12 protein-coding genes, 2 pseudogenes and 1 riboswitch are annotated in these 15,843 nt (G+C 73.6%); of the genes and pseudogenes, 9 read left to right on the plus strand and 5 right to left on the minus strand.

The features are described 5' to 3' along the window. The first annotated feature begins 247 nt into the window (after positions 1–247). The 5 genes and pseudogenes from CCN56_RS24510 to CCN56_RS42050 all read left to right on the plus strand — a co-directional run. Positions 248–1,156 carry a GlxA family transcriptional regulator gene (locus CCN56_RS24510; protein WP_086830065.1) on the plus strand — a complete coding sequence of 303 codons (909 nt, stop codon included), beginning with the start codon at positions 248–250 and terminating at the stop codon, positions 1,154–1,156. 192 nt (positions 1,157–1,348) lie between these two features. Then, positions 1,349–2,815, plus strand: a complete 1,467-nt coding sequence (locus CCN56_RS24515; RefSeq protein ID WP_086830045.1) for an APC family permease — start codon at positions 1,349–1,351, stop codon at positions 2,813–2,815. Further along, a complete protein-coding gene (locus CCN56_RS24520; protein WP_086830047.1) occupies positions 2,812–3,249 on the plus strand; it encodes a hypothetical protein in 438 nt (145 codons plus the stop codon). Before CCN56_RS24515 ends, CCN56_RS24520 begins: the two co-directional genes overlap by 4 nt. Then, positions 3,246–4,481, plus strand: a complete 1,236-nt coding sequence (locus CCN56_RS24525) for a threonine/serine exporter family protein (RefSeq protein ID WP_086830049.1) — start codon at positions 3,246–3,248, stop codon at positions 4,479–4,481. Before CCN56_RS24520 ends, CCN56_RS24525 begins: the two co-directional genes overlap by 4 nt. An 82-nt stretch (positions 4,482–4,563) precedes the next feature. Continuing rightward, a pseudogene (locus CCN56_RS42050) lies at positions 4,564–4,731 on the plus strand (D-2-hydroxyacid dehydrogenase family protein); the annotation flags it as partial. 16 nt (positions 4,732–4,747) lie between these two features. Here CCN56_RS42050 and CCN56_RS24530 read toward each other — a convergent pair. Together CCN56_RS24530 and CCN56_RS24535 are read right to left on the minus strand one after the other, a co-directional pair. Further along, a complete protein-coding gene (locus tag CCN56_RS24530) occupies positions 4,748–5,104 on the minus strand; it encodes a GntR family transcriptional regulator (RefSeq protein WP_086830051.1) in 357 nt (118 codons plus the stop codon). A gap of 2 nt (positions 5,105–5,106) precedes the next feature. Beyond that, positions 5,107–6,051 carry a DUF1648 domain-containing protein gene (locus CCN56_RS24535; protein ID WP_086830052.1) on the minus strand — a complete coding sequence of 315 codons (945 nt, stop codon included), beginning with the start codon at positions 6,049–6,051 and terminating at the stop codon, positions 5,107–5,109. Between the two features lie 122 nt (positions 6,052–6,173). Here CCN56_RS24535 and CCN56_RS24540 point away from each other — a divergent pair, with 122 nt between their 5' ends. After that, the gene (locus tag CCN56_RS24540; RefSeq protein WP_086830054.1) at positions 6,174–7,148 is read left to right on the plus strand and encodes a S8 family peptidase; all 975 of its coding nucleotides are present in this window, start codon (positions 6,174–6,176) and stop codon (positions 7,146–7,148) included. A gap of 4 nt (positions 7,149–7,152) precedes the next feature. Here CCN56_RS24540 and CCN56_RS24545 read toward each other — a convergent pair whose 3' ends face one another. Both CCN56_RS24545 and CCN56_RS24550 read right to left on the minus strand, forming a co-directional pair. After that, positions 7,153–8,019, minus strand: a complete 867-nt coding sequence (locus CCN56_RS24545) for an alpha/beta fold hydrolase (protein WP_086830056.1) — start codon at positions 8,017–8,019, stop codon at positions 7,153–7,155. 92 nt (positions 8,020–8,111) lie between these two features. Next, on the minus strand, positions 8,112–8,552 hold the full coding sequence (locus CCN56_RS24550) for a MarR family winged helix-turn-helix transcriptional regulator (RefSeq protein WP_256962122.1): 441 nt from the start codon (positions 8,550–8,552) through the stop codon (positions 8,112–8,114). A gap of 92 nt (positions 8,553–8,644) precedes the next feature. Between CCN56_RS24550 and CCN56_RS24555 the strand changes: the two genes are divergently transcribed. Both CCN56_RS24555 and abc-f read left to right on the plus strand, forming a co-directional pair. Further along, positions 8,645–8,992 (plus strand): DoxX family protein, encoded by a 348-nt coding sequence (locus CCN56_RS24555; RefSeq protein WP_086830060.1) that lies wholly within the window; start codon positions 8,645–8,647, stop codon positions 8,990–8,992. A 152-nt stretch (positions 8,993–9,144) separates the two neighbouring features. Then, positions 9,145–10,785: a ribosomal protection-like ABC-F family protein gene (abc-f, locus tag CCN56_RS24560; protein ID WP_086830061.1), complete on the plus strand. Its 1,641-nt coding sequence runs from the start codon at positions 9,145–9,147 to the stop codon at positions 10,783–10,785. Between the two features lie 202 nt (positions 10,786–10,987). Here the strand turns inward: abc-f and cobN are convergent, their stop codons facing one another. Continuing rightward, entirely contained in the window at positions 10,988–14,584 is a 3,597-nt protein-coding gene (cobN, locus tag CCN56_RS24565) for a cobaltochelatase subunit CobN (protein ID WP_086830063.1), read from the minus strand. A 78-nt stretch (positions 14,585–14,662) separates the two neighbouring features. Continuing rightward, positions 14,663–14,796: riboswitch (cobalamin riboswitch) on the minus strand. Positions 14,797–15,047: 251 nt separating this feature from the next. On the opposite strand from cobN, the pseudogene CCN56_RS24570 reads away from it, so the two are divergent. Beyond that, a pseudogene (locus CCN56_RS24570) lies at positions 15,048–15,843 on the plus strand (cobalamin biosynthesis protein CobG); the annotation flags it as partial.

The following is a 15,843-nucleotide window of genomic DNA, read 5'->3' on the forward strand; positions in this document are numbered from 1 at the left end:
CGGCGACCCCGGGTCCGGTGGAGAGGGTGTAGCCGGTGGTCAGGATCGTGTGGGCGGCGGTGCGGGTACGGGGGGCGTCGGTGTTTCCGGTCTTCTTCGTCGTCGTCATGCCCCAAGTCTTCTGTGGGGCGGGGACCTTCACGAGTGGCCGTGCTGCCACTGATCGCGGGAATCGTGCCACTCCGTGTGCCACACTCCGCTCGTGCCCTTTCTCACCGTCGCCGCCTACGCCCCGCACGGCGTCGGCATGCTCGGTGCCGGGATCGTCTCCGAGGTGTTCGACGCGCGCGGACAGGGCCTGCCCGCCTTCGACTTCGCGCTCTGCACCGACCGGCCCGGCCGGGTCCGCACCGATGTCGGACTGCCGCTGGTGGTCGACCACGGCCTGGACCGCCTGGCCGGCGCCGACCTGGTGATCGCCCTGCCGTGGGCCGATTTCCGTACGCCCCCGGCCCCCGCCGTGCTCGACGCGCTGGCCGCCGCGCACGCGCGCGGGGCGCTGGTCGCGGCCCACTGCGTCGGGGCGTTCGCGCTCGCCGCGGCCGGGCTGCTCGACGGGCGGCGGGCCACCACCCACTGGCGGTTCGCCGGGCTCCTCGCCGAACGGCACCCGGAGGTCACCGTCGAGCCCGACGCCCTCTACGTCGACCAGGGAACGGTCGTCACCGGCGCGGGCGCCGCCGCCGGCTTCGACCTGTGCCTGCACCTGCTGCGGCGGGAGTACGGGGCGACCACGGCGAACGCCATCGCGCGGGACCTGGTGCTGCCGTCCCACCGCGACGGCGGCCAGGCCCAGTACCTGGCGACGCCCGTGCCCGAGGACAGCCGGGACGAGCGGCTCACCGACGTCCTCGCCTGGGCCCGGGAGAACCTCCACGAGCCGCTGCCCGTCGCCGAGCTGGCCCGCAGGGCGCTGATGAGCCGCCGTTCCTTCGCCCGCCGGTTCGCGGCCTCGACCGGCACGACCCCGCACGCCTGGCTGCTCGGGCTGCGCCTGAGCCGCGCCGAGGAGCTCCTGGAGACGACGGAGCTCCCGGTGGAGGAGATCGCCCGCGCGGTCGGCTTCGGCAGCGCGGCGGTGCTCCGCGCCCAGTTCGTCCGCCGTCGGGGCGTCCCCCCGCGCGCGTACCGCCGCTCCTTCAGCCGTACACCCTGACCGGAGGCCCCGTGCACCCGGACGGATGAGCGGTGGGCCCGGACGGGTGGGGCGTGTGCCCGCCGTGGGCCGCTCCTCGCCCGTACGCTCCCCCTCCCGGAGGGCCGGCCCCCCATACGGCCGATCCCGGTTGCCGAGGCCCCGGGGCCGTTCAAGTCTGAACTTGATCGTCCCCACATACGGGAGGGCCCCTTGAGCAGCCTCGACACACCGGCCGAAGTCCCCAGGCCGCGGGCATCGGCGCAGGTCGCCGCGCCCAGCACCATGACCTGGTTGACGCTCGCCCTGATGACCACCGCGTCGGTCGCGAGCCTGCGGGCCGCGCCCACCATGGCCGTCTACGGGCTGGCCTGCGTGTTCCTCTACCTCGTCCCCGCGATCGTGTTCCTGCTGCCGACCGCCCTGGTCTCCGCGGAGCTCGCCTCCGGCTGGAACGGCGGCGTCTACCGCTGGGTCGCCGAGGGCCTCTCCAAGCCGCTCGGATTCCTCGCGGTCTGGTGCCAGTTCGCGATGACGATCTTCTACTACCCGAGCCTGCTGGCCTTCGTGGCCTCGACCATCGCGTACGTCATCGACCCGTCCCTCGCCTCGAACGGCGTCTACACGGCGATCGTCATCATGGTCCTGTACTGGACCGGCGTCTGGGTCTCCTCGCGCGGCACCAAGGCCCTGGCGGGTCTTTCCAGTTGGGGCCTCGTCATCGGCACGCTCGTGCCCGGCACGATCCTCGTCGTGCTCGGCATGGTCTTCCTCGGGCAGGGCAACGCCTCCGCCGCCCCGATGGACGCCGGCCATCTGCTGCCGGAGTGGACCGGACTGGCCAGTCTCGTCCTGATCGTCAACAACTTCCTGTCGTACTCCGGCATGGAGATGAACGCGGTCCACGTCTCCTCGCTGAAGGACCCGGCGAAGGAGTACCCGAAGTCGATGTTCCTCGCGATGGGACTCGTCCTGCTGATCTTCATCCTGCCCGCCCTGGCCATCAGCTGGGTCGTCCCGGCCGATCAGCTCAGCCTCACCGCCGGTGTGATGCAGGCCTTCGACGCCTTCTTCTCGTACTTCGACGTCGGCTGGATGACCCCGATCGCCGCCGTCATGCTGATCTCCGCCTCCCTGGCCGGCATGCTGACCTGGCTCGCCGGGCCGTCCAAGGGCCTCCTGGAGATCTCCCGCCAGGAGGGCTACCTGCCGCCGTTCCTGCAGAAGCTCAACAAGTTCGGCATCCAGCAGAACATCCTGGTCACCCAGGGCGTCGTGACCTCGATCATCGCCCTGATGTACGCGCTCATCCCGAACGTGTCGAGCGTCTACTGGATCTTCTCCACGATCACCACGCAGGTGTACCTCATCGTGTACCTGCTGATGTTCGCCGCCGCGATGCGGCTGCGGAAGACGCACCCCGACCATCCCCGCGGCTACCGGGTGCCCGCCCTGGGCCTGGTGTGCACCGTGGGCCTGCTCGCCTCGCTCGCGGCGCTCGCCATCGGATTCGTCCCGCCCTCCCAGTTCGGCGGCGGCAGCGTCTGGTCGTACGTCCTCTTCATCGCCTGCGGCCTGCTCGTCCTCGGCTTCCTGATCCCGTGGCTCTTCCTGAAGTTCCGCAAGCCGAACTGGCGCACCGCCGCCGCCGGCGCCCCGAGCGAAGGAGACCGGGCATGAGTCCCACCCGCTTCGCCTCCGAACACAAGTGGATCTACTGGGGCGCGATCGTCCTCCTCGTCGGCCTCGTCATCACCGGCGTCATCCGCTACGAGAGCGTGAAGAAGAACAACGAGACGCTCTCCAAGGCCGACCAGCTCCAGGAGGAGCTGGTGAAGGCCGGATACCCCTCCCCCGACACCGACACCGTCCAGCAGATCCTCGGGACCGACGGCGGCCCGGTCTGCGAGGACCCGGGCAGCGCCCTCAACACGGCACTGTGGAAGATCCACCAGGCCAACGGCGCCACGGGTCCCGGGATGCGGCCCGTCATCGCCGACACCAAGGCCGTCCAGGTCGAGCGGATCGTCCTCCAGGTCTACTGCCCCGACAAGCTCGACGACTTCGACGAAGAGCTGAAGGACCTCAAGACCGACGACACCGTGCGCCGTTGAGGGACGGACCCCAGGAGCCGGACGCCCTCCACGACCTCCTGCGCGAACTGACGCGTCTCATGCTGACGTTCAGCGGAGAAGGAGCGGAGGGCGTCGACCGGGTCGTCCGGAACGTCGCCCGGACCTACGGCGGGCAGGCCGAGACGGTGCTCGTCGCCGACGGCGCCGTGCTCTCCGTGACCACCGGCGGCCACACCCTCACCTCGACCGTCACCGCCTTCCCCGACGTCGCCCGGCTCGACCGGGCCGTCGCCCTCAAGGAGTTCCTCGAGCGCGTACGGGACACCCGGCCGCCCCTGTCCGAGGCGGCGGCCGGGCTGCGGCGGGTCGAGACCCTGCCCGCCACCGTGCCGCGCTGGGCCCGGGGCGTCGGCATCGTGCTGTTCTCCGTCGGCTTCGCGCCCGCCGTCCAGCCGACCTGGTACGAGATCGGCACCACCGCCCTCCTCGCCGCCCTGGTGGCGCTCCTGACCGTCCTGGCGGACCGGCGCCCGCGCCTCGCCCGCGTCCTGCCGCTGCTCGCCGCGGTCCTCGTCTCCCTGGTGACCCTGGGGCTGCTCCAGCCCGGCCGGGGCCACGGCGGCCCGGTCCTGATCATGCTTCCGGCGCTGTTCTTCTTCGTGCCCGGCGACCTGCTGAGCGCGGCCACCGCCGAACTCGTCGGCGGCTTCCTGTCGACCGGTGCCGTCCGCCTCGTCTACGCCCTCGTCCTGCTCCTCCAGCTGTACGTGGGCGTGCTCCTCGGCGTGGCCGTCACGGGCACGCCGACGGACGCGCTCTTCGACACGACACAGGACGGCGACCTGTCCCGGTGGGTGATCGTCGGGAGCTGGGCGGTGTTCACGCTGGGCCTGATCCTCGCCTTCGGGGTGCCGTGGCGGGTCGCGGGCTGGGTGACGGGCCTGGTCTATCTGGCGCTCGGCGTCCAGGCGGCGGGCACGGCCCTGCTCGGGGAGGTCGCCGGCACCTTCGTCGCCGCGACGGCCCTCGCGGTCGCGGCGGACCTCCTGTCCCGCCCGGCCGGGCGCCCGCCGCGCCTGGTCCTGTTCCTGGGCGGCTTCTTCACCCTGACGGTCGGCTCCCTCGGCCTGCGGGCGCTGACCTCCCTGGCGGGCGGCCACGTCCTGCACGGCTTCCACGACCTCATGGACTTCGTCACGATCGTCACGACGATCGCGGTCGGCCTCCTGGCGGGGGCGGCGCTCGTACCGGCGCGGGGCCTTCGGACCTGACCCTCGACGGCCGGCTCCTCCACCAGGAGGGCCGTCACCGCGAGGGCGAAGAGGACACAGCCGATCGGGCATCCCTTCCCCGCAGACGGAGCCGCTGCCCGCGGACGACCCGTTGCGGACGCTGCCGAACGTCCTGGGGCTCCCCCATCTGGGCTATGTGACGGAGGGGAACTACGGGCGGTACTTCGGCGAGGCGGTGGAGGACATCGAGGCGTTCCTCGCGGGGGCGGTGGTGCGGGAGTTGGGCTGATCCCCCGCCGAGGGGCTCAGCCCAGGCTCGTACGGGCCAGGTCCAGGAACTCCGCGTCCGTCAGGCCCAGTTCGCGGGCCTCGCTCGCCGCCTCGCGCAGGCGGGCGATCAGGCGGGCGCGGTCCGGGGCCGTGGCGCCCGGGACGATCAGGGCTCCCCGGCCCCGGCGGAGTTCGATGAGGCCCTCCTCGCGGAGCCGCTGGTAGCCGCGGAGGACGGTGTGGACGTTGACGCCGAGGGAGTCGGCGAGTTCCCGCGCGGCCGGGAGGCGTTCGCCGGGGGCGGCGGAGCCGTCGGCGAGGGCGCCGCGGACGCAGGCGGCGATCTGGTCGCCGAGGGGGACGGCGGAGGCCGGGTCGACACGGAAGAGCACGGTCAGACCTTCCCATGCCGTTCGACGAGGGTGTTGAGGAGGGCGGCTGCGGTCCGCGCGTCGGGCACGGTGACGGCGAACTCGCGCCCGCCGGTCCGCCGTACGACGAGGGCCTCGCCGGAGCGCAGCACGACGCCCGTCCGGTGGGCCCGGACCCGGTAGCCCCAGCCGCCGAAGTCGGCGAGGGCGTCGACGTCCCGGGCGTCGGCTCCCGCGACCTCGTCGAGGGGGACGCGGAGGCGGGGCCGGGCGGCGAACGCGGGCCGGAGGGTGAGGCCGCGGCGGTCGACCGTGACCCTGACCCGTGCGAGGGCGAGTCCCGGTACGCCGATGACGAGGCCCAGGAGGCCGAGCAGGGCGGCCGGCCAGGGCGCGAGGAGCAGGACGACCGGGCAGGCGACGAGGGCGAGCACCGCGAGCGCGGTGAGCGGCCGGGAGCCGGTGGCGCGGGTCCAGCCGGCGACCTCGCCCGCGCCGAGCGGGAGCCGCGGCCCGCCGTCCACGGCAGGGGCCTCGGCGTCCGTCGGCGGGACCAGCCGGGTCAGGGCATGGCCCGCGGCGGCGAACACGCCCGCGACGCCCGCCGCGACCGTGAGGTTGACCAGCGGGGACTCCACCCGCGCCGCGTCGACGGCGTCCAGGTTGTCCCGTACGAGGAGGGTGAGGAGCGCGCCGGTGAAGCCGGCGGTCGCCCAGGCGCCCCACAGGGCGGTGCGGCGGACGAGGAGCGTCCAGCCGGCGCCGAGGCCGAGGATCAGGGCCGTACTCACCGCGAGGAAAGCGGCCCGGCCGGTGAAGCCGTTCGCGTCGCCCCCGCCGCCGAAGTGGGTGGCGAGGGGGTCGGGGAGCCGGTCGTACCAGAGGGCGAACAGCAGCAGGTGTGCGGCGAGCACGAGGACGAAGGGCAGCGCGGCGAGCGCGCGGAGACGAGGTGTGGCACGGTTCATGAAAACCTCCCTTGTTCGCACTCTACTAGAACAATGAGAGTTGAGGGTGGGTGATCTTCGAGATGCGGGCCGCCCCCACCGGTTGTTCACTGGGTCAAACGCAGACGAATGGGGAGATCTTCATGCGCCGCCGGCCCGCCACCCTCGCCGCCTTCACCGCGTTCGCCGCCCTCACCGCCGGGCTCGTCACCGGCTGCGGCGACGACAGCGAGCCGGATCCGCTGCGCGGTCAGCAATGGGGCATCGACGCGCTGAACCTGCCGGACGCCTGGTCCACCTCCAAGGGCGAGGACACCGTCATCGCCGTCGTCGACACCGGCGTCGACCTCGACCACCCCGACCTCAAGGGCCGGCTCGTGGACGGCTACGACTTCGTCGACGGCGACGACGAGCCCAAGGACCTCAACGGCCACGGCACCCACGTCGCCGGCATCGCCGCCGCCCACACCGACAACGGCATCGACGTCGCGGGCGGCGCGCCCGGCGCCAAGATCATGCCGGTCCGGGTGCTCGGCGCCGACGGCAGCGGCAGCGACCCGAACATCGGCAAGGGCATCGTCTGGGCCGCCGACCACGGCGCCGACGTCATCAACCTCTCCCTCGGCGAGTCCGGCCTGATGGCCCGTCTCCTCAAGGGCGGCATCCTCAACCAGGCCATCACCCACGCCAACGGCAAGGGCGCGGTCGTCGTCGCCGCCGCGGGCAACGACTCCACCGCCCTCCAGCCGTACGAGACCGACACCCCGGTCCTGGTCGTCAACGCGGCCGACCAGAACGGGCGGCCCGCCTCCTTCACCAACTTCGGCGCGCAGAACGCCGTGTCGGCCCCGGGCGTCGACATCCTCTCGACCCTCCCGACCTACACGACGAAGGAGACCCTGAAGAACTCCTCGGGGTACGGGAGGCTGTCCGGGACCTCGATGGCCTCGCCGTACGTCTCCGCCGTCGCCGCGCTCCTGCACCACCAGGGCCTGGACCCGGCCGCGATCATGCGGACGATCCGCGACACGGCCGCCAACCCGGGGCAGCTCCTCAAACTGGGCCTCGGGAACGTCGACGCGGCGGCCGCCGTGAAGGCCGCCGCCGCGAAGAAGTAGCGCGTCAGCCCTCCAGGGCGGTCCGCAGCGCCTCGGCGAACTCCGCCGGGGCGCCCGGCATGCCGAAGCCGTCGCCCAGGAAGCCGCCGTGGTGGCTCGGGAAGATCGCGAGCGGCGTGCCGAGCCGCTCGGCGACGGCGGCCGCCGCACGGGCGCAGAACGTGTCCTCGGACTCCTTGCCCGCGGCGACGACGATCCGGGTCGGCGCGGCGCGCAGGGCCTCGAAGTCGGGGAGGTAGGACGTGCAGCCGCGCATGTTCTGCCCGAGCAGCGGGTCGCCGCGCGAGCCGTCGTCCTCGGCGGGCAGGCCGAACGCGGCCGGGGCGGGGGCGGGCTCCTGGTCCCAGTCCGCCGGGATCTCGCCCTTCCGCATCGTCAGCGCCAGGAACTTGGCCATCGCCGGGCCCCAGCCGTCCCGCAGATAGGTCGCGTGGACGTCCGCGCACATCGCGAGCGCCGCCTCCCGGTCCGGGACGACCTGGGCCGTCGGCGGCTCGTGGGCGACGAGGGTGTGCACCAGGTCGCCGCGCCGGGCCACCAGGGCGAGGGCGTTGACCGCGCCGCCGCTGCTCGCGAAGACGTCCACGGGCCCGGCGCCGAGCGCCTCGATCAGCCGGACCAGGTCGTCGGCGTGCTCCTCGGGGAGCGTCTCGGCCGCGCCGTCGGTGCGCTCGCTGCGGGCCACCCCGCGCGGATCGTACGTCACGACCGTGCGGTCGGCGAAGTGGGAGGCGAGGGTGGCGAAGCCGCTCGCGTCCATGGGGGAACCGATCAGCAGCAGGGGACGCTCGTCGGGGCCGGTGCCGGGGCGCACGTCGTAGCGCAGGGTCGCGCCGACGGCGTCCAGGGTGCGGGTGTCGGTCTCGGCCATGGTGATCTCCTCCGTGGTGTGTCGTTCATGGAGGTAGACGCCCGGACCGACCGAGACTCATCGGAGGCCGCCGAAAAAGATCGGCGAATTTTCTACTCTCCGCACTCGTGGTGGGCCGGGTCGACCACGACCCGGTCCAACAGTCCCCGCAGCACGGCCTGTTCGGCCTCCGTCAGATCGCCGAAGAGCTCGCGCTCGGCCTCGCCCACGGCCGTGTCGATCCGCCCCAGGGCCGCCGCGCCGGCCTCGGTGATCTCCACGATGTGTCGGCGCCGGTCGGCCGGGTCGCGCCGCCGCTCGGCGAGCCCGTCGGCCTCCAACTCGTTGAGGACCGCGACGAGTTGACTGGGGTCGATCTCCATCGCGGCGGCCAGGTCCCGCTGGCTCATCGCCCCGGGCGCGAGCTGCATCAGCGTCATCGCGTTCCTCGGGTGCAGTCCGGCGACGCCCAGGGCGGCGCGGATGCGCGCGCCGGTGAGCTCCCCGCGGAAGGAGAGGAGGAAGCCGAGGCGATCGGTCGGGAGTGCTGCCATGCCGTCCACCGTAACAACAACGCAATTGTGGAGCCGTGTGAATCGTTGTTACTCTTCAACGGTTTTCGCCCCCCGACCGTTGGAGCACCTCCATGTTCATCGCCTATGCCGTCGTCGCGGGCCTGCTCGCCCTCGCCTCCCTCGGCTCCGCCTTCATGGCGTTCACCAAGAACCCGCAGGTCGTCGACAACATGACCAAGGTGGGCGTGACGGAGGGCGCACTGCCGTGGCTCGCGACCGCGAAGGCGGCGGGCGCGCTCGGCCTGCTCGCGGGACTCTTCGCCCCGCTCCTCGGCGAGGCCGCGGCGGTGGGCCTGGTGCTCTACTTCGCCGGCGCCGTCATCTCCCACCTGCGCGTGAAGGACTTCGAGCTGGCGTCGGCAGCGGTGCTCACCCTGATCGCGGCGGCGGCGCTGGTCCTGCGCATAGCCTCCGCCTGACCGCCCGGCCGACCACTCGACCACTCGACCACTCGACCACTCGACCGACGATACGAGACGTATCGTCTTGCAAGACCTCCCGGCGTGCCGTACCGTCATCCCAACGAGACGACACGTCTCGCGTCCGTGTCCCCGACGGCAGGAGGTCGCCCTTGTTCCGTGCCCGATTCGCCGACGTCACCAGGCGCCACGACGACCGGTACGTGCAGCACCGGACCGTGCTCGACCGGGTCTCCCTCACCGTCCGCCCCGGCGAACGCCTCGGCGTCGTCGGCGACAACGGCTCCGGGAAGTCCACCCTCCTCCGGCTCCTCGCCGGCCTGGAGACCCCCGACAACGGCACCGTGACCGTCGACGCCCCCGGCGGCCTCGGCCACCTCGCCCAGACCCTCGACCTCCCCGCGGACGCGACCGTCGGCGACGCCGTCGACCACGCGCTCGCGGAGGTACGGGACCTGGAGCGGGCGATCCGTACGGCCGAGGCCGAACTCGCCGTCACCGGCGACCTCACCGGATACGCCGGGCTGCTCGCCGCCTACGAGGCCCGGGGCGGCGCCGGGGCCGACCGGCGCGTCGAGACCACCCTGCGGCGGCTCGGCGAGCCGGGGCCGCTCGACCGCGACCGGCCGCTCGGGACGCTCTCCGGCGGACAGCGCTCCCGGCTCGCCCTCGCCGCCGTCCTCGCCGCCGAACCCGAACTGCTGCTGCTCGACGAGCCGACCAACGACCTCGACGACGAGGCCGTGACCTGGCTGGAGGAGCGGCTGCGTGCCCACCGGGGCACGGTCGTGGCCGTCTCCCACGACCGGACCTTCCTCGACCGGGTCGCCACCGCCGTCCTGGAGGTCGACGAGGACCGCCACACCGTGCGGCGGTACGGCGACGGCTACCACGGCTACCTCGCCGGACGCGCCGCCGAACGGGCCCGCAGACAGCGGGAGTACGAGGAGTGGAAGGCCGAACTCGCCCGCCAACGGGCCCTCGCCGACACGAACATCGACCGCTTCTCCGCGATCCCCCGCAAGGCCCCGGCCGCCTTCAGCGGGGCGGGCGCCTTCCGGGCCCGGTCACGGGCGCACGGCGCGATGAGCCGCATCCGCTCCGCCCGCGAGAAACTCGCCCGGCTCACCGACGCGCCCGTCCCGCCACCGCCGGAGCCTCTGCGCTTCCGCGCGGACCTGGTGGGCGAGGGCGCGGTGGTCGACCTGACCGGGATACGCGTCGACGGCCGGCTCCACCTCGACGCCCTCCACCTCGACCCGGGCGAACGGCTCCTCGTGACCGGCCCCAACGGCGCCGGCAAGACCACCCTCCTCCGGGTCCTGGCGGGCGAGCTCGCCCCGGACGCGGGCACGGTGACCGTACCCGCCCGGGTGGGCCTGCTCCGGCAGGACATGGCCCCGCCCACCGACCCCCGTACGGTGAGCGAGGCCTTCGGCGAGGAGCGCGCGGAGGAGTTGCTCTCCCTCGGGCTCTTCGCCGCCCGGGACCTGACGGTCCCGGTGTACCGACTGTCGGCCGGCCAGCGCCGCAGGCTGGAGCTGGCGCGGCTCGTGACCGCGCCGGCCGACCTGCTGCTCCTGGACGAGCCGACCAACCATCTGGCGCCGGGCCTGGTGGAGGAACTGGAGGCCGCGCTGGCGGCCTACCGGGGGACGCTGGTGATCGTCAGCCACGACCGCCGCCTCCGAGGAGGCTTCCGCGGCCGCACCCTCGAACTACCCCCGCCCGCCGTTGTGGGCCCGCCGCCCGCCGTTGTGGGCAATCGTTCCGCCACGGAACGGCGCCCATAGCGGCGCCCGAGCTCCCCGCGCCTGAACCCGCACCCCGTGTGCGCCGCGGCGGTGGTGCGGGTCAAGGCGCGGAAGCCTGGGCCCGGCTGGGGGGGCGGCGAAGGGCACCGCCCAGCCAGGCGCGGGTCACACGGAGGCGGGGCGACGCCCAGCCCGGCGCGGGTCACCCGGTGGGGGGCGACGCCTCGCCGGGTGGGAGGTGCTACTCGTCGCCCTCCAGGTCGCCCTCCGTCTCCAGGAACACCTGGCGGAGGGCCGCCAGCGTCTCCGGATCCGGCTTCTCCCACATCCCGCGCGACTCGGCTTCGAGGAGCCGCTCCGCGATGCCGTGCAGGGCCCACGGGTTGGCCTCCTTCAGGAAGGCCTGGTTCGTCTCGTCGAGGACGTACTCCTGGGTGAGCTTGTCGTACATCCAGTCGGCCACGACACCGGTCGTCGCGTCGTACCCGAAGAGGTAGTCGACGGTCGCCGCCAGCTCGAACGCGCCCTTGTAGCCGTGGCGGCGCATCGCCTCGATCCAGCGCGGGTTGACCACCCGCGCCCGGAAGACCCGCGAGGTCTCCTCGACGAGCGTGCGGGTGCGGACGGTCTCCGGGCGGGTCGAGTCGCCGATGTACGCCTCGGGGGCCGTGCCCGTGAGCGCGCGGACGGTCGCGACCATGCCGCCGTGGTACTGGAAGTAGTCGTCGGAGTCCGCGATGTCGTGCTCGCGGGTGTCCGTGTTCTTCGCTGCGACGGCGATCCGCTTGTACGCGGTCTCCATCTCCTCCCGGGCCGGGCGGCCTTCGAGGCCCCGGCCGTAGGCATAGCCGCCCCACACCGTGTAGACCTCCGCGAGGTCGGCGTCCGTGCGCCAGTCGCGGCTGTCGATCAGCTGGAGGATGCCCGCGCCGTACGTGCCGGGCCGGGAGCCGAAGATGCGGGTGGTGGCGCGCCGCTCGTCGCCGTGCTCGGCGAGGTCGGCCTGCGCGTGCGCCCGTACGTAGTTGTCCTCGGCCGACTCGCCCTCCAGGCCCGCGACGAGCCGTACCGCGTCGTCGAGGAGTCCGATGACGTGCGGGAACGCGTCCCGGAAGAAGCCCGAGATGCGCAGCGTCACGTCGATGCGCGGGCGGCCGAGCTCGGCGAGCGGGATCGGCTCCAGGCCGTTCACGCGGCGCGAGGCCTCGTCCCACAGGGGGCGGACGCCGAGCAGGGCGAGCGCCTCGGCGACGTCGTCGCCGGCGGTGCGCATCGCGCTCGTACCCCAGAGGGAGAGGCCGACGGAGGTCGGCCACTCGCCGTTGTCGTCGCGGTAGCGCGTGAGCAGCGAGTCCGCGAGCGCCTGGCCCGTCTCCCACGCGAGGCGCGACGGTACGGCCTTCGGGTCGACCGAGTAGAAGTTGCGGCCGGTCGGCAGGACGTTGACCAGGCCACGGAGCGGGGAGCCGGACGGACCGGCCGGGACGAAGCCGCCGTTGAGCGCGTGCACGGCGTGCGCGAGCTCGTCGGTGGTGGCGGCGAGGCGCGGCACGACCTGCTCGCAGGCGAAGCGGAGGACCGCCTGGACCTCCGGGCCGTACGACGTGGGGATCGCCGCCACGTCCCAGTCCGCCGCCTCCATCGCCTCCACCAGCTCGCGGGCCTTCGCCTCCGCCTCGTCGGCGGTGGTGCGGGTCGCGGCCGACTCGTCCAGGCCCAGCGCCTCGCGCAGACCGGGAAGCGCCTGCGTACCGCCCCAGATCTGGCGGGCGCGGAGGATCGAGAGGACCAGGTTGACCCGGGCCTCCCCCTCCGGCGCACCGCCCAGGACGTGCAGACCGTCCCTGATCTGGGCGTCCTTGACCTCGCACAGCCAGCCGTCGACGTGCAGCAGGAAGTCGTCGAAGCCGTCGTCCTCCGGACGCTCCTCGAGACCGAGGTCGTGGTCGAGCTTGGCGGCCTGGATCAGGGTCCAGATCTGGGCGCGGATCGCCGGGAGCTTCGCCGGGTCCATCGAGCTGATCTGCGCGTACTCGTCGAGCAGTTGCTCCAGCCGCGCGATGTCGCCGTACGAGTCGGCGCGGGCCATCGGCGGCACCAGGTGGTCGACGAGCGTCGCGTGGACGCGCCGCTTCGCCTGGGTGCCCTCGCCCGGGTCGTTGACGAGGAACGGGTAGATCAGCGGGATGTCGCCGAGGGCCGCGTCGGGGCCGCAGGCGGCGGACAGGCCGGCGTTCTTGCCGGGCAGCCACTCCAGGTTGCCGTGCTTGCCCAGGTGGACCATGGCGTCGGCGCCGAAGCCGCCGTCCTCGGTGCGGGCGGCGATCCAGCGGTAGGCGGCCAGGTAGTGGTGGGACGGCGGGAGGTCGGGGTCGTGGTAGATCGCGATCGGGTTCTCGCCGAAGCCGCGCGGCGGCTGGATGAGGACCAGGAGGTTCCCGCGCCGCAGGGCGGCGAGGACGATGTCGCCCTCCGGGTTGCGGGAGCGGTCGAGGAACATCTCGCCGGGCGCCGGGCCCCAGTGCTCCTCCACCTGCTCGCGGAGCTCGGCGGGCAGGGTGGCGTACCAGCGCTTGTAGTCGGCGGCCGGGATGCGGACCGGGTTCTTCGCGAGCTGCTCCTCGGTCAGCCAGTCCTGGTCGTGGCCGCCGGCCTCGATGAGGGCGTAGATCAGCTCGTCGCCGTCGCCGGAGACGATGCCGGGGAGCTCGGCCTCGGGCCCGAAGTCGTATCCCTCGGCGATGAGCCGCCGCAGCAGGGCGACGGCGGAGGCGGGGGTGTCGAGGCCGACCGCGTTGCCGATGCGGGAGTGCTTCGTCGGGTACGCGGAGAGGACGAGCGCCAGCTTCTTCTCGGCGTTCGGGATGTGACGGAGCCGGGCGTGCCGGACGGCGATCCCGGCGACGCGGGCCGCGCGCTCGGCGTCGGCGACGTACGCGGGCAGGCCGTCCTCGTCGATCTCCTTGAAGGAGAAGGGGACCGTGATGAGCCGGCCGTCGAACTCGGGCACGGCGACCTGGCTGGCGGCGTCGAGCGGGGACAGGCCCTCGTCGTTCTCCTCCCAAGCCGACCGCGAACCCGTCAGGCACAGGGCCTGGAGGATCGGCACGTCGAGCGCGGCGAGCGCGCCCGCGTCCCAGGCCTCCTCGTCACCGCCGGCCTGCGCCTCGGCGGGCTTGGTGCCACCGGCCGCGAGGACGGTCGTGACGATCGCGTCGGCTCCGCGCAGTACGGAGATCAGCTCGGCCTCGGGGGCGCGCAGGGACGCCACGTACAGCGGGAGGGCGCGGGCCCCGGCGTCCTCGATCGCGCCGCACAGGGCGTCGACGAAGGCGGTGTTCCCGCTCATGTGGTGGGCGCGGTAGTAGAGCACGGCGACGGTCGGGCCGGTCACGTCGGCCTTGGGCGTCCGCTCCAGCGGGCCCCAGGTGGGGGCGGCGGCCGGGGCCTCGAAGCCGTGGCCGGTGAGCAGGACGGTGTCGGAGAGGAAGCGGGCCAGCTGCTCCAGGTTGGCCGGGCCGCCGTGCGCCAGATAGGCGTGCGCCTCGGTGGCGACGCCGACGGGGACGGTGGAGGCCTCCATGAGCTGGGCGTCGGGGGCCTGTTCGCCGCTGAGCACGACGACCGGCTTTCCGGCGGCGAGGACCGCGTCGAGGCCCTCCTGCCAGGAGCGGACGCCGCCGAGGAGCCGTACGACGACCAGGTCGACGCCGTCGAGCAGGGCGGGGAGGTCGGCGAGCGGGAGCCGGGAGGGGTTGGCGAAGCGGTACTCCACCGGCCCTCCGGCCGCACGGGCGCTGAGCAGGTCGGTGTCGGAGTGCGACAGCAGCAGGAGCATGGCGAGCTCAGGCCTTCCTCGGGGTTGTCCGCGCCCCGGGTGGTCGTGTGGGTTGGGGCCTCCCCTCGCTCGAGCGAAGCCGAGAGCTTGGGGAAGGGAGTTCCTGACTCACCCGTGCCGTGGCTGGTACGGGCTCACAGTGGCGGGACCGCGCCGGATTCTCACCGGGCTTCCTCCCCGGGGTCCTGGGACCCCATGCCGATCTGCATCCTAGATCGTGGCGTGGGCGGGCCCCAGGGAGCGGGGACGTCGACCGGGTCACACGGCCGTGACCGACGACGGGGCCGGCCGGGCCGCACGGCCGTGACCGACGGCATCGTCGACCGGGCCGCACCCGGTGGGCAGGCCCGGAGCCGACCGGGCCGCACCCGGTGGCCGGCGGCATCGTCGGCCGGGGCGCACCCGGCGACCGGCTCCGGAGTCGGCCGGATCACACCCGGTGGTCAGCCGGTTCCCCGTGGGTATGCTCGCCGCCATGCCGCCCACCCCACCCCCGACGCCCGAACCGGGCGAAGCTCGCGTACGGGACCGTGGCGACGCCTGCCCCGGGGCGCTGCGCCTGCACCCCGCCGACGACGGACGCCTGGCCCGACTGCGCCTGCCCGCAGGGCTCCTGACGGCCAGTCAGGCGGAAGCGCTCGCGGCCGCCGCCGAGACCCTGGGCGACGGACGGATCAGCGTCACCTCGCGCGGCAACGCCGAGCTGCGCGGCCTCGGCGACGACTGCGGGGCCGGGCTCGCCGCGCTCCTCTCCGACGCCGGCCTGCTGCCCTCCCCCACCCACGAGCGCGTCCGCAACATCGTGGCCTCGCCCGGCGCGGGACTCGACGAATTCGGGTACGCGGACGTGCAGTTGTGGGCGCGCGCACTGGACACCGCACTCTGTGCCGAGCCCCGGGCGGCGTCCCTTTCGGGACGGTTCCTGTTCGTCCTGGACGACGGGCGCGGGGACGTCGCCGGGCTCGGCGGCGATGTGAGCTTGATCGCAGGACCGGACGGGTCCGTCCTGCTGCGGCTCGGCTCACGGGTCTTCCGGCTCGCCGCCGCCGACGCGGTCCGCGCCGCCCTCTCCGCCGCCCTCGCGTTCCTCGACGCCGCCGAGGCCGCCGGGAACGGGGCCTGGCGGCCCCGCGAGCTGCCCGAGGAGCACGTGCCCGACTGGGCCGGGGCCCTCGCGCGGGCCGGGATCACGGCGGAGCCCGTATCCCCACCCGTACCGCCGCTTCCCGTGTGCCCGCCCCCCGCGCCCGGACCGCTCG

Source organism: Streptomyces sp. NRRL B-24572 (assembly GCF_002156145.1).
Taxonomy (GTDB): Bacteria; Actinomycetota; Actinomycetes; order Streptomycetales; family Streptomycetaceae; genus Streptomyces; species Streptomyces vietnamensis.

Bases quoted from the DNA above. Each gene is read 5' to 3' on its own strand.
- CCN56_RS24535 (WP_086830052.1), bottom strand. From the start codon at position 6,051: ATGAACCGTGCCACACCTCGTCTCCGCGCGCTCGCCGCGCTGCCCTTC.
- CCN56_RS24540 (WP_086830054.1), top strand. From the start codon at position 6,174: ATGCGCCGCCGGCCCGCCACCCTCGCCGCCTTCACCGCGTTCGCCGCC.
- CCN56_RS24555 (WP_086830060.1), top strand. From the start codon at position 8,645: ATGTTCATCGCCTATGCCGTCGTCGCGGGCCTGCTCGCCCTCGCCTCC.
- cobN (WP_086830063.1), bottom strand. From the start codon at position 14,584: ATGCTCCTGCTGCTGTCGCACTCCGACACCGACCTGCTCAGCGCCCGT.
- CCN56_RS24545 (WP_086830056.1), bottom strand. From the start codon at position 8,019: ATGGCCGAGACCGACACCCGCACCCTGGACGCCGTCGGCGCGACCCTG.
- CCN56_RS24520 (WP_086830047.1), top strand. From the start codon at position 2,812: ATGAGTCCCACCCGCTTCGCCTCCGAACACAAGTGGATCTACTGGGGC.
- CCN56_RS24510 (WP_086830065.1), top strand. From the start codon at position 248: ATGCTCGGTGCCGGGATCGTCTCCGAGGTGTTCGACGCGCGCGGACAG.
- CCN56_RS24550 (WP_256962122.1), bottom strand. From the start codon at position 8,552: ATGGCAGCACTCCCGACCGATCGCCTCGGCTTCCTCCTCTCCTTCCGC.